The organism is Methanobacterium sp. BRmetb2, assembly GCA_003491285.1.
Lineage (GTDB): Archaea > Methanobacteriota > Methanobacteria > Methanobacteriales > Methanobacteriaceae > UBA117.
This window is the reverse complement of sequence record CP022705.1, coordinates 1,808,836-1,822,017: the sequence shown is the minus strand read 5'-3', so window position 1 is coordinate 1,822,017 and position 13,182 is coordinate 1,808,836. Positions and strand designations below refer to the sequence as shown.

The window sequence follows — 13,182 nt, the reverse complement described above, 5'->3', positions numbered from 1 at the left end:
TTATTATGACATTAAGAAAAGTTATAATAAAAACAAAGATAGCAGAGATAAATGATAGTCTCAAACTCGTAAAAGATAACTTGCCTTCATCATTATCCCAATTTAAAAAAATGGGATTGATTAAAGATGGTATCTATAAAAGAATGGAATATGCTATAGAAAATGTTTTTGATATATGTTCTATCATTAATTCAGATCTGAAACTAGGGGTTCCTGTGGATAATGAAGATATCTTAAATAACTTATATGAAGCAGATGTTATTGATGATATAACTATGGACAAATTAAAATCTATGAAAGGCTTCAGAAATATATTAGTACATAGGTATGGTAAAATTGAAGATGATATGGCATTTAAAATATTAAATGATAATTTAGACTATTTTGACCATTTTTTAGAGGTTATTGAAGAATTTATGAAAAAAAATAATCATTGATAATCAATTAATAAATCTTTCATAAAGAATTAAATATATTAAAACAGCACAAAATATTACTATTAACTAGAAAATTCTTTTTTTTGGCGATTATTTAGCATTACTAGCCCCGCAGAGAATTTAAGGATATTTCAACTGTATAAGATTAAAATAATTATTTAAATATTATCTTTCTTTTTTTTTAGAAATTTTTGAGATAAATATTAATGATTCTAATAGTTTAGTATGTGGAGTAATGGCAGCTAATTGAACTTCTTTAAATAGAAATATGGATCATTCGTTATAAAAGAGTTCCTCTCCAGTAGATTAATAAAATCATTATTTTCAATAAATTCAAAAAAATAATGTGTTTATACAATTATTGAAACATGTATTGTAACTTAATATTCTAAATAATTCCATTTTTCTAATTTAACTAAAAATTAGATTATCCATCTCTTAGTTTTACTAAAAATTTTAATAAAAAACTCTATTTCTGTTAGTAATTTTGAAACGTGTACCAGTTTTTATGATGATGCTATAACAACACCATTATATATCTACTGCTTAGAAATAGGAGTTAAATGTTACACTACAAAAATTTTTGATGGTTTTGCTTAGCACTATTCTGCCACCTGAAGCTATAAAGAATATATAGTAGAACCGATTATTAGAATTATTGCAACAATAAAATTATAAAAATAATAACTTAAAAGTGGTGTTTTTAATGGTTCATTGTCCTCAATGTGGTGAAGAAAATCAGGATAATAATAAATTTTGTCTTAATTGCGGGAATTCTCTTGAGAATATTAATTATCAATCCAAGTCAAAAAAAGAAGTTTCTATTCAGGATAATACAATAAATTCTAAAAATTTATCTGCAACTAAAAATGAAGATGTAAAAACTAATAATAAGAAAAAAGTGGGAGAAGTTACTTCTTCCACAAATCCTAAAATAGATGTTACCTTCTTTGAATCAATGCCTGGAAGAGCTAGTTTTGGTAGTAATGTTGATTATATTAAGGGTGTTTTGGAAATAGCAGATCATGAGATTATAGTTCATAAAAAAAGTTATTTTAGGGGAAAGGATCGAGGTAAAAAACATCTCCGTTATGATCAGATAACAAGCGTTGATTATGACTCTGGAAAATTTCTTTCACCGGCTGCAATTCAATTATATATGTCTAGTATACAGTATTCTTTTAGAAGCAATGATAAAAAATTAGAGTCAATATACAATTTAATCCATGACAAAATAGAAGAATCACGCATAAAATCCGAAAAAACCACTAATCCAGTTAGTTCATTAGATGAACTTAAAAAATTAGCTGAATTAAAGAATATGGGCGCTATTACTGAAGAAGAATTTGAGAAAAAGAAAAAACAATTACTTGATTTAGAGAATTAGTCAAGCGTATTACAGTTTTACTGTTTAATGGCATTATAAGCCGTTTAATAATCTTATTCAGGAAAACAAAAAGTAATGCAAAAAAGTCTGACCAAGCCCCAGAAATACTACTAAAAATATTAATTTTTTTAGTTTCAGAATCCATCCACTAACTAATGATACGAGTGATAGCAGAACAGAGGAAGGCGAAAGTTTAGGGTCCAATATCTTTATTAACTGCTTCGAACACATTATATCTCTAGCCGATGTATAACGGTGTAATATGCCAACTATCAAGCCTGATCCAGTCATAAATTATATGTGAATTTTTAAGTATCTAACTCATAACTATATACTTATATAGTTATTAGACAATTCCCTGAGCCATCATTGCCTTTGCAACTTTAATAAATCCTGCAATATTAGCTCCAACTACATAGTTACCTTCAAATCCATATTCTTTAGCCATTTTATCAATATTTCTATATATGTTAACCATGTTTCTTTTTAATCGGGTATCAACCTCATCAAATGACCAGTGCATATTTGAGCTTCTTTGTGCCATTTCTAGTACACTGGTTGTAACTCCTCCAGCATTAGCTGCTTTTCCTGGTAAGAACATTAATCCAGATTTTAAGAATAATTTAGTAGCTTCGGGTGTTGATGGCTTGTTTGCTCCTTCTGCAACATATTTAACTCCATTATTAATAAGTTTTATTGCTGAATCTTCATCTAACTCATTTTGAGTAGCACAGGGAAGAGCTATATCACATTTTATATTCCAAAGACCTTTACTTCCTTCTTTATAGAGGGTATCAGGAAAATCATTTAAGTATTCATAGATACATTTTCTTTCTTCTTCTTTGATATGTTTTACAAATGGGATAGATATTCCATTTTCGTCATAAATGTAACCTTTTGAGTCAGACATAGCAATAACTGTTGCTCCAAGTTGTATGGCCTTTTCAGCTGCATATATGGCCACATTTCCTGAACCAGAAACTATTATCTTTTTACCTTCCAATACTTCTCCCCTTGCGTTTAAAGCTTCTTCCAATATATAAATAAGGCCATAACCTGTTGCTTCTCTTCTTACAAGAGATCCACCATATTCAATTCCACTTCCAGTTAATACGCAATTATGCCTCTTTGAAATTCTATTATACTGCCCAAATAGGTACCCCACTTCTCTTAAACCCACACCAATATCCCCAGCAGGGACATCAATATCAGGGCCTATATAATTTCTAAGTTCAGTCATGAAACTCTGGCAGAATCTCATAACCTCAGCATCGGATCTGCCTTTTGGATTGAAATCACTTCCACCCTTTGCACCGCCTATTGACATACCGGTAAGACTGTTTTTTAAAATCTGTTCTAATCCTAATAATTTAAGAATCGATAAATTAACCGACTCATGAAAACGAAGCCCTCCTTTATAGGGGCCAAGTGCACTGTTGAACTGAACACGAAAACCTCGATTAACCTGTACTTCGCCATTATCATCAACCCATGGTACTCTAAACATCACCACTCTTTCAGGTTCTAAAAATCTTTCTAAAATCTTTGCTTCCTGAAATTCAGGATGCCTTTCAAACACTACATTAAGACATCTTAAAATCTCAGTTGCAGTCTGTATGAACTCGGTTTCATAAGGATTTTTTCTCCTCAGCTCTTCTAATACATCATCTACGTATGTCATATCCTCATCTCCTAATTTTGGATGGTAATCATCAACATTCCACCGCTAATTAAATATTAAATGTTTCGTTAACCAGAAATTCCATATCTTTAGGGTTTATTCTTCCTTTATAATACCTTTTATTTACCTTTACCTTTACTAAATTCTGATAAAATTCATTATAGTTGCATTTTTTATTTTTTACAGAATCATAATTTGAATTCACCAGCAAGGTTGCAAAAGTCGTATTAACATAACTTAACCGGGAAACATCACAGATTTTAGCTAAAAAAAGTGCTTATTCTTCATCAAAACCCAAATCCTTTTTTAACTCGTCCCAATAGTTTTCAAAGCAACTTTATGGTAAATTTGGGGTGTGGTTTTAATATCCTTCTTCTCCAGTTTTTCCCTGGTTCCGGAGATAAAATTATATTAATATCTAACTTCGTTAAATCTGCATATTACGAAGTTGAAAAAATATTTCGTTATATGGAAAATCAAGAAGTAAATCAAACAATAAAATTATGATTCTATTCTTCTAGAGTTCTAGATTTCTATCCATTTAAACCCCTACTTCTATACTTTTAGAGTTTTAGACCTAGAACTCTATGTATAGTACTATAGTCTAACATACCAATTTAAAAAAATATTAGAATGGTTGTAGCTCGATACACTAAAAAAAGAAAATAAAAAAAATAATTAACCTGAAGCTTGTAATTCATATTTTACTATTTGATTTTGTTCATCATCTAAGTATACCTTAAATCCCGATTTTCCGCCTGCAGGTATACTATCCATGTCTGCATATGTATTGTCTGTTGTAACTACATTTCCACTGCTATCATAACCGGTAGCATAAATTTCCACATAGCTTAAATCAGTATTACCCGTATTTTGAACTTCTCCATCAATTATGTAATTTCCAATACTATCTCTATGGGCATTTGAACTTAAAATTTTAAGTTGACTACCTGAATTTCCAGATGAAGAATCAGCACCACTTGATGCATTATCTTCTGAAGAATAGGTTTCACTTTGAGTGTCTGAAGTACATCCAGATACAGCTACAACAAATGCGAGAACTAATACGACTAAAATCAGATGTTTTTTCATAAATTCACCCTAAATTCTTAAATTTTTATTTTAATATCCTTCAATTTACATAGTCTTCAATAAAATCCTGAATCTAAAATATAAATGATTACTTTTTAATTAAAAAATACTCTCTCAAAATACTTTTTAATTCCACATCCCCCTTATCATTTCTATTTATTATATAATGTATATACATAGTATATATAAGTATATATTATATGATTAATTTGAAAACTAAAAAATAATTTGTGTTGCAAAGTAGGAAGGTTACATGGTAAATGATCAACTATCATGGGGAAACATACAAAATTAAAACGAATTAAAAATAAATAAAGTATAAAAATCGTATTTTAAAATAAATAGATTTGAAGGGGTTATAAAATGAAGTCAGAAAATAAAGAATTTGTTGAAAAAGCCCAGAAAGAATTAGATACAGAAAATTTCGAAGAATTAATTAATCTTTCAGATATGGAATTAGATACTAACCCTAACAACTATGATGCTTATTTCTTTAAGGGAATGGCATTATTTAAACTAGAAAAATTCAATAAATCAATAAAATGCTTTGAAATGGCAATAAAAATAAATCCAAAAAATTTGAAGTCATATGAAATGATAGGTATGGTTTTTAATCTTTTAAATGATTTTAAAAATGCAGATAAATGGTTCTCAAAGGCATTGAAGATTAATCCAAATGACCATCAATTATCATTCTGCAAAGGTTTAAACTTACTTGATTTGAATCAATACAATAGTGCAATCAAATATTGATAAAAGTCTAAAAATAATTCCAGAAGATGATATTGCTCTTTTTTTAAAAGGAAAAGCTTATTATCATCTCGATAGATTTGACGAAGCTTTGGATTGTTTTAATAATTCAATAAAAATAAATTCTGAAAATGCTGATTCATGGTATTGTAAGGGGAATATTTTTATTGAACGTGATGATCCGAAATCAGCTATATTAATTTTCTTGATAAAGCCCTAAAAATTGATTCAAATCATATAGATGCCTATTTTAGTAAAGGATATGCATTTTATAGGTTAAAAAATAAAAATGATGCATTAAAAAATTACGATGAATGTATAAAAATAGATCCTGAATGGGAAGCACCTTTCTTTCAGAAGGGATTAATTTTTAAGGAAAATAAAGAATTCAAAAAAGCACTTGAATGTTTCAATAAAGTTTTAAAAATCGAACCCAATGATGCGGATAGTTTATTGGAAATTGGAGAAGTTTTTCACTCTATGGGAAAAATTGATAAAACTAAAGAGGCTTACAGAAAATTTGTTAAAACTGTTCGGGACAATAAAATTTCTGATCTTTACTTCGAAGCCAATAGAATAAATGAGTATTTAAATTGGATCGAAAAAACTGGTGGAAAAGTAACTATCAATGTTAGAGATGAACCACAATTTTGGCAATGGGTAACTAAACCCGAATATTTCTTAGAAGAAGATGGAACCGAAAGAGAATCACTTAACCCCAAAAATAAGTATGACGTTTCAGATATTGAACCTGCAAGCTGGTGGACTTGTCATAAAGACACCCGAGCTGGAGATTTAGCATTATTATACCGGGCTGGTAAGAAAAATGGAGTTATTTACAGGGATATTAAATATTTAATCCTAGCAGCAAGTGATGCATATCCCATAAACGACATATCTAATATAAAAAATTGGCATTATGGATGTGAATATCTGCCTTTGTATAAATTTGAGAATCCTATTACTTTTGATGAAATTAAAAGTGATCCTTATTTTGATGAGTGGAATGCTTATAATAAGAATTTCCAGGGAATATCTTTTAAAATCGAAGACCATATTTGGAAACATCTAACGGATGTGTTAATTGATAAAAATCCAGAATATAAAAAGTTCTTAGATAAATTTGATTGGGTGAAAATAATGGACAAAATACTTGATGAAATCAAAATTGAAAAAAAACTGAACAATAATATAGGTATATTGAAAGATCTTGGTTACGAACTAAAAAATCCTGAGCGACAAAAACTCTGTGAAGGAGATGGAGGATTTATTGACATATTAGCTCAAGATAAAAAGACAGGAGAATATGTGGTGATCGAATTAAAAGTTGTAAGAGCAACTAGAGAAGTTTTTGGTCAGATATCCGCTTATATGGGATGGGTTATGAAAAACTTGTCAAATGGAAAAGTTATAAAAGGTATAGTAATTAGCCCTAGTTATGATACAAAATTCGCATCAGCACGATTAACCAATCCTAAAATTAAACATATTGAATTAAGTGAAGTACTAAACAAATTAGAAATGTAATTCCTTGAAATATCTCAAGATGTATGGTGATAATGTATCTAATAAATGAAGTGAAGAATTGAATAAAAATACATCTGATTCCAAAAATTTGTTACCATAACACATCACCACTGTATACCTCAAAGATGATTGTAAACTACTTATAGAATATATGCTTCATATGTAGAATATAAGAATTGGACCTTATTAACATATTACTCATTATAAACTAATAAAATAGCCATAAAACCTAAAAAAGATGCTTTCTATTAAATGAAAAAGATTAATATTTTATAAAAAACTTTAGAAAATTGATTTTTTAAGCATTTACTATAAATGAAATAATAGAACTCATTTCAATTCCCTTTTCATCATTCTTAATTTCATTCCACCACTTAAAAAAATTTTCATCTTTTGAAAGCTCTATAATTTTCTCTAAATCCTTACTTTTATAACCATCTGGTAAATAGTCCTCTAATTCACCTTCTTTTAAAATAAATATATTTTCTGCCATTTTACTATCAATAAAATTATTTACCAATTTTTTTTCATCATCAGTTAATACATCCTTAATTTTCCGATGCCGATATTTGATATATTCCCATACTTCTTTTAGTTTAGCAATATCATTTTCATCGATAGCATTTTCCAATTCTTCTACTAACCTTTTGCCATCTTTACTTGATTTTTTATTTATCACTTCTTTATTAATCTGTTTAGGGGATGTTTTAAACAAATCTTTTATTTCCTCAGCTCCAATATCCAATAAATAATCGAAATCCGCTATTATGAAATTTTTTACTTTTATATTATCAAGAAATTTCCTATATTTCTCTAAATTATGTTTTCCTCCAACTTCTAAGACATCAATGACCTCTGAAATATCTTCAGAAAATAATTTGATTAATTTTTCAAAAATAAGTCTATCGTGAATTCCTTCAACAAGAACTACTTTGTCAGCGAAGAACATTTTTTCATTATTATGAGAATTAATCATGTGAAGTAAATCTTTAACATTTTTAAGCTTAGATTCATCAAGTTTAACTTTATTACTCTCTCTTTTATCCATATAAATCCTAGTGATGTTCGATATTGTTTTATTATTTATAAAAACGGGCGAGTGAGTAGAAAGAATGAATTGATTACCCGTTTTCTCTGATAAATCAATGAATAAATCCATAAGTAAGGACTGCCATTTAGGATGAAGGTGTAATTCAGGTTCATCTATTATTACCAATCCGTTTTCAATATTAAATGCAAAAATACCTAATAAAAAGTTAATTATCTCTTTTTCACCAGAACTTGCCTGTCCTATATTAAATTTTTTTCCATCTTTAGTTAAAATTATTTCATATAAATTACGATTGGGGTCTATAAGGTCTATTTCCCAAGAATAACCCAATTTTTCTAAGTAATGATCGACTAATTTAACTTCTGAATCTTTTTTCCATTTTTCTAAATGTTTTTCATCTTCATCTGCTTCATAAAATCTCATTTTTTCAGCGAAGTGGAATGTTGCAAGCTTAAGTGATGAAGATATTGTCTTAGAGGTTGATCTTAAATCTTTTTCCAATAATCCATAATAATTCTCGGATGCTAAACTAACTTGTAAATTTTGTTGTTCTTCCACCCGATATGGAGAAAAATAAAGATAAATATTATTTAACTTATCTATTTCAGTCATTTCTTTCGCCAATAAAACAAATAAATTGAAAAAATTTAGATATTGTAGATAAATGTATTCTGGTTTATTATTAGAAGGAGGAGAAAGTGAATTATTTTTTATTTCATAAGTTAAAATTTGTTTTGATTTTAAAATAGTTAGATCTAAACTTTTAAAACCTTCAAAATCAAATATAGGTTTAGTTCTGTATTTATTCCATATCTCTTCAAATTTTTTAAGGTTATTTTTGATAATATTGATGTTTTCTATATCCCCATCATTTACTTCTAAATCAATTTTAACGCATGAATCACTGTTATTACCAATGAATTTATCTAAAATATTGTTAATTTGTCCAAATAAATTATATTCTGATATGTCTTTATATTCTCTGCCCTTGTCAGTGCGAGAAGTTATTTTATACCCTTTAATAATAAAATGTCTCAAAATTACAGTGATTATATCCAATAAATTACTTTTTCCACCGCCATTTGGGCCAACTAAAATATTATAATCATTATTAAAATCAATGATAACTTCATCTCGAAAACTTTTCACATTTTTAATAGTAATGCTATCAATTTTCATTCAATCCCCCATAAAAGATATTATATTTTTAGTTTTAAAATAAACTAATAAAAAAGTTTGTAAGTTGTTAAGTATATTTTAATTGAATTATTTACGAAAATGATCTAATCCAATAACTGATTACTGTTTTAATCCGATTTTCAAAGTTGAAGAAATTTTTTGATTTTTTACAATATTAAAAGTAGCTTTCTCAAAAAATGGAGTCGTCTTAGATATAAGAAAGCGATTTCGTCCTATGGAAGAATCATATGATCTAGAAAGTTTAGAACAACTAAAAAAGGTTATTTCAGAATATCAACTTAAATTATGGAAAATAAAGGAAGATTTTAAAGTTGTATTAAGAAAATACATCTATTTATAAATGATTATATATTTTTGTATATAACTAGTTATAAAAGATTATATATTTTTATATATAAAAAATGAAATTTAAGTTGTATTTAACTCATTTATTTACTTTTAAAACATGTAAAACTTCTTTGGTTTTAAGAATACGGCTGGCATCATCATCTGTTCCTAACAGTTCATCTAATTCGGCTTCAGATATATTTGTTTGCTCATTAATGGAATTTTTTTTCTGTTTGTCCACTTCCATATCAGCAAGCAAGCTCTGTAGGGAACTAATATGTTTTATTATAGGTGATTTCCTATTGGTTTGATATAATTGGATATTGCCAACCTTTTTTGTCTTGATTACTAGTTTTTCTTGGATTAATGAAGATAATAATTTGTATACTGTGGGTCTTGTGATTTGAGCTCCCTCTGCCAGTTGAGTTTTTGAAAATTCCTCCCAGGGATGGGCCACTAAATAGTCAATTAACTTAACTCGGGGAGAACTTCCGAAAATTTTGGTTAACATGCACTCGCCTGTAAATTAGTTTTACATTAATGTAATATAAATGTATTGAAATAACGATAGTAATACTTTTATTATAGTAATTACTAATAATTTTATGGAATATGATGACCTCTCAAAAGAGATACTCTTTTCAATGCACCGCAAAGGTTACTATAACCAAAAGCATACCCCTGTAAACTATGTTTGCAAAAGATTACCCAAATATAGTTGTAAACTGGTAAAAAGAACTATTAGAAACTTAATTAAAGAAAGTTTAATTGTTCCATATAAAACAAAACATGGATTAGATATTTATCTTAACATCAATAAGGCAAAAAAGATTAAAGAGATTATAAAACCTTTAGAAGATGAAATGAATCAATTTTAATTTTTTTATCAAAATAATGTAATTATTAGAGCTAAAAATAAATAATGTTTACAAAGTTAGCTTTATGAAATTATATATAACAAAATTCAACAAATATTATTTCATGATAGCAGGAGTTAAAAACAAATTGAGAGTAAATAAAGTAATTAAAATACGAAATATTGATTATAATACTGCTAAAAAAGAGGTTTTAGGTTATTACCATAGTTACCATGAAGCTTATAACTATGAAGCGGCACAAGACTTGGAAATCGACTATGAATTGGTATGTGAAATCACAGAGGAACTGGAACAGGAAGGACGATTAGGAGTAATTAAATAAATCAAATTTTCAATTTTAATAAATATTACTATAATAATTGAATGGTAATACTTATTAGTAATAATCACCCAATCATCTGTATGAACTTTACAGAAGATGACCAAAAACGCATTGATCTGTGGGTTTTACGAAAAGATCTGGAAGATTCAACCATTGAATATTATATAGAATTCCTCAAATATTACTGCAATCTAGTCGGTTTAACACCAGATGAACTCATCAAGGAAGCAGACCTTGAAGAAGAAAAAAGTATAAAACTAAGAGATCGAAAACTTAACTTCTATTTTTTAAAGATGAAAAAACAACTTAAAAATGAAAATAAAGCTGAAGGAACAATAAATCTGTATATTTACTCTGTAAAATCTTTTTATGATTCTATGGATATTCAAGTACCACCGATCAAGATCTCCCGAGGTGATATTGCCCTGGAAGAAAATTATGGTAAATTAATAACAAGGAAAGATTTATCTCGTCTGGTTAGTGTTGCTGCCCCTAGAGAAACGGCCCTAATCTATTTAATGGCATTATCTGGTATGGCTCAGGCAGAAGCCCGGAATTTAACTATTAGGAAATTCATGGACGCAGCAGGTGAAGCAATCAAAAAAGAAATTAAAACCATTGATGATCTCTTCCAGTATCAGCATCTTCTTAGAAAGGTTATACTCACGGTCCATATAACCCGGAAGAAGGTGAATTATAGATATATTACTTTTATACCTCCGGAAGTTACTAGGAAGATTCTGGATTATCTCAAAGAGAGGGTCAAAGGATGCAACCAGAAGATAAGAATCAATGATTATGACTCTGCATTATTCGTTAAAAACAATGGCGAACCAATTGATCGTGATGTGATTGTAACCAATTTCCGGAGAATTGGGTTAAAGGCAGGTTTAAAAAAAAAGGAAGGTGCTTACAGTTATTGGAGAGCCCACGCCATGCGTAAATACTTCATATCCACCATAATGAATAATATAGGAGATAAAACATTAGCCGATTTTCTAGCAGGCCATAAAATATCTGATGTTGACCGGGCCTACTGGTACATGGACCCTGAATCCTTAAAAAAAAGGTATATGGAGGCATTACCCTATCTATCCATTGACAAAATAGATATATCGGAATTTAATAGGGAAAATGATCACAACTTGGACTAATTTTCCTTATTCTTTTTTCCCGGTAATTTCAAAACCGATAAATACTTCATTAATACTAAAATCTTTCAGATTAGATTTTTCAAGAATATTTACTATTTCAGTAACAGTATATCCCGCGTTAATTGATGATATCAATCCAGCCCTCATCTCCTTAGGTTTAGTATTAAGTTTCAGGAACCATTTGCCTAAAAAGTTCATATCTCTTTTCATATCACTAATAAAGTATCTGCCACCAGGTTTTAAAACGCGGTGGATTTCGTTGAATATTTTAATGGGTTGTGACCATTCATGGAGCGATCCATTGCTAAAAACACCATCGAACATGTTTTCATCAAAGGGCATGTCTTGAGCATCACAATCAACATATTCTACCCGGTTTTCAAGTTCATATTCTTTGCTGTTTCTACGGGCCATGTTTATCATATCCCGACTAATTTCAATTCCCTGCAGTTTAGTACCCTGGGTTTTGCTTAACCATTCCAGGCCAAGATACCCTGGTCCCGGCCCTATTTCCAGGACAAATCCCTTATTAATTCCGGACTTTATAATTTCGTCAGTTTCCATAAATCCCTTATCTCTCAACCTGGACATCATCTGGTCATAGATTTCCACATTAAACTCGCCTTGTATACCATTATCGGTTTCCGGTATTCTTGATTTTACCATATTATAACCCCACTATCAATTCTTTTTCTATTTTTTTTCTGAACTGAAAACATCCTTGACGTTATTCATATTTTCTAATATTTTTAGTGCAATTTCTTTCATCATGTCAGTTTTTACTATTGCGATTCCCTTTTTTTTATCTCCCAATACCATTAAACTGTCTCCGGGTTTTATTCCGAATTTATCCCTTGCTTCTTTGGGAATAACAATCTGTCCACGTTCACCTACCTTTACTGTGCCAAATAGATATTTTCCTTTTTTAAGTTCCGTCATAATATCACAAATTCATATTAATCATATAATTCATATATACATGTTATTTCATGTTTAAATGTATGGGTGAGATTTTAAACTTGAAGAATTAATGAATTTTTTAAATCGAATAAAAATTGAATTTAGTGCTCAACCTTTTACCAAAAAATAAGTAATAAAAGGGATTATAGAAAAGATTGGTGTTTAAATGAATAGAATAATTACTATACTATATGTAGTGCTTTTAGTAGCAACTATAGTCTTTCTAGATTAACATATTTAAGCCACGATTTTTGTTTACAATTAATCGTAAATATAACAATTGTTTTAGTGTTCGCTGCTTTCTATTATCTTTTTCTAAAAAATTTATAAATAAGGGAAAATAATACTTTCCAATGAATCCTTAATTTCCTAATTTTTTTTATTTAAGCGCTGTTAAGCTTTAAATATCTCAAGAA

Annotated in this window: 13 protein-coding genes and 1 pseudogene; 8 read left to right on the top strand and 6 right to left on the bottom strand. The window is 28.8% G+C overall.

What is annotated here, in order from left to right; translation table 11 throughout:
- Positions 1–5 precede the first annotated feature (5 nt).
- Complete coding sequence (locus CIT01_09135) at positions 6–437, top strand: hypothetical protein (protein AXV38350.1); 432 nt, start codon at positions 6–8, stop codon at positions 435–437.
- A gap of 1,288 nt (positions 438–1,725) precedes the next feature.
- Positions 1,726–1,824: pseudogene (locus CIT01_09130) on the top strand (hypothetical protein).
- Positions 1,825–2,170: 346 nt separating this feature from the next.
- Here the strand turns inward: CIT01_09130 and CIT01_09125 are convergent.
- Both CIT01_09125 and CIT01_09120 read right to left on the bottom strand, forming a co-directional pair.
- Complete coding sequence (locus CIT01_09125; protein AXV38349.1) at positions 2,171–3,505, bottom strand: glutamate dehydrogenase; 1,335 nt, start codon at positions 3,503–3,505, stop codon at positions 2,171–2,173.
- A 678-nt stretch (positions 3,506–4,183) separates the two neighbouring features.
- Entirely contained in the window at positions 4,184–4,597 is a 414-nt protein-coding gene (locus CIT01_09120) for a hypothetical protein (GenBank protein AXV38348.1), read from the bottom strand.
- A gap of 363 nt (positions 4,598–4,960) precedes the next feature.
- Here CIT01_09120 and CIT01_09115 point away from each other — a divergent pair, with 363 nt between their 5' ends.
- From CIT01_09115 to CIT01_09105, 3 genes are read left to right on the top strand one after another with little or no spacing between them, the layout of a single operon-like run.
- Positions 4,961–5,350, top strand: coding sequence for a hypothetical protein (locus tag CIT01_09115; protein ID AXV38347.1), 390 nt, complete (start codon positions 4,961–4,963; stop codon positions 5,348–5,350).
- Positions 5,322–5,567, top strand: coding sequence for a hypothetical protein (locus CIT01_09110; GenBank protein ID AXV38346.1), 246 nt, complete (start codon positions 5,322–5,324; stop codon positions 5,565–5,567). Before CIT01_09115 ends, CIT01_09110 begins: the two co-directional genes overlap by 29 nt.
- A 2-nt stretch (positions 5,568–5,569) precedes the next feature.
- Positions 5,570–6,874, top strand: a complete 1,305-nt coding sequence (locus tag CIT01_09105; GenBank protein AXV38779.1) for a hypothetical protein — start codon at positions 5,570–5,572, stop codon at positions 6,872–6,874.
- Positions 6,875–7,172: 298 nt separating this feature from the next.
- Here the strand turns inward: CIT01_09105 and CIT01_09100 are convergent, their stop codons facing one another.
- Together CIT01_09100 and CIT01_09095 are read right to left on the bottom strand one after the other, a co-directional pair.
- Positions 7,173–9,104 (bottom strand): hypothetical protein, encoded by a 1,932-nt coding sequence (locus tag CIT01_09100; protein AXV38345.1) that lies wholly within the window; start codon positions 9,102–9,104, stop codon positions 7,173–7,175.
- Between the two features lie 445 nt (positions 9,105–9,549).
- Entirely contained in the window at positions 9,550–9,963 is a 414-nt protein-coding gene (locus CIT01_09095; protein AXV38344.1) for a hypothetical protein, read from the bottom strand.
- A gap of 133 nt (positions 9,964–10,096) precedes the next feature.
- On the opposite strand from CIT01_09095, the gene CIT01_09090 reads away from it, so the two are divergent.
- The 3 genes from CIT01_09090 to CIT01_09080 all read left to right on the top strand — a co-directional run bounded on the left by CIT01_09090 (position 10,097) and on the right by CIT01_09080 (position 11,806).
- The gene (locus tag CIT01_09090) at positions 10,097–10,330 is read left to right on the top strand and encodes a hypothetical protein (protein AXV38343.1); all 234 of its coding nucleotides are present in this window, start codon (positions 10,097–10,099) and stop codon (positions 10,328–10,330) included.
- A 64-nt stretch (positions 10,331–10,394) separates the two neighbouring features.
- The gene (locus CIT01_09085; protein AXV38342.1) at positions 10,395–10,652 is read left to right on the top strand and encodes a hypothetical protein; all 258 of its coding nucleotides are present in this window, start codon (positions 10,395–10,397) and stop codon (positions 10,650–10,652) included.
- 41 nt (positions 10,653–10,693) lie between these two features.
- Positions 10,694–11,806, top strand: coding sequence for an integrase (locus CIT01_09080; protein ID AXV38341.1), 1,113 nt, complete (start codon positions 10,694–10,696; stop codon positions 11,804–11,806).
- A 6-nt stretch (positions 11,807–11,812) separates the two neighbouring features.
- Here CIT01_09080 and CIT01_09075 read toward each other — a convergent pair whose 3' ends face one another.
- Together CIT01_09075 and CIT01_09070 are read right to left on the bottom strand one after the other, a co-directional pair.
- Positions 11,813–12,472 (bottom strand): hypothetical protein, encoded by a 660-nt coding sequence (locus tag CIT01_09075; protein AXV38340.1) that lies wholly within the window; start codon positions 12,470–12,472, stop codon positions 11,813–11,815.
- Positions 12,473–12,499: 27 nt separating this feature from the next.
- Positions 12,500–12,745, bottom strand: coding sequence for an AbrB family transcriptional regulator (locus tag CIT01_09070; GenBank protein AXV38339.1), 246 nt, complete (start codon positions 12,743–12,745; stop codon positions 12,500–12,502).
- Positions 12,746–13,182 lie beyond the last annotated feature (437 nt).

What these genes read in the sequence shown, in the direction of transcription:
- CIT01_09135 (AXV38350.1), top strand. Translation starts at nt 6, where the DNA reads ATGACATTAAGAAAAGTTATAATAAAAACAAAGATAGCAGAGATAAAT.
- CIT01_09125 (AXV38349.1), bottom strand. Translation starts at nt 3,505, where the DNA reads ATGACATACGTAGATGATGTATTAGAAGAGCTGAGGAGAAAAAATCCT.
- CIT01_09120 (AXV38348.1), bottom strand. Translation starts at nt 4,597, where the DNA reads ATGAAAAAACATCTGATTTTAGTCGTATTAGTTCTCGCATTTGTTGTA.
- CIT01_09115 (AXV38347.1), top strand. Translation starts at nt 4,961, where the DNA reads ATGAAGTCAGAAAATAAAGAATTTGTTGAAAAAGCCCAGAAAGAATTA.
- CIT01_09100 (AXV38345.1), bottom strand. Translation starts at nt 9,104, where the DNA reads ATGAAAATTGATAGCATTACTATTAAAAATGTGAAAAGTTTTCGAGAT.
- CIT01_09095 (AXV38344.1), bottom strand. Translation starts at nt 9,963, where the DNA reads ATGTTAACCAAAATTTTCGGAAGTTCTCCCCGAGTTAAGTTAATTGAC.
- CIT01_09090 (AXV38343.1), top strand. Translation starts at nt 10,097, where the DNA reads ATGCACCGCAAAGGTTACTATAACCAAAAGCATACCCCTGTAAACTAT.
- CIT01_09085 (AXV38342.1), top strand. Translation starts at nt 10,395, where the DNA reads ATGAAATTATATATAACAAAATTCAACAAATATTATTTCATGATAGCA.
- CIT01_09080 (AXV38341.1), top strand. Translation starts at nt 10,694, where the DNA reads ATGGTAATACTTATTAGTAATAATCACCCAATCATCTGTATGAACTTT.
- CIT01_09075 (AXV38340.1), bottom strand. Translation starts at nt 12,472, where the DNA reads ATGGTAAAATCAAGAATACCGGAAACCGATAATGGTATACAAGGCGAG.
- CIT01_09070 (AXV38339.1), bottom strand. Translation starts at nt 12,745, where the DNA reads ATGACGGAACTTAAAAAAGGAAAATATCTATTTGGCACAGTAAAGGTA.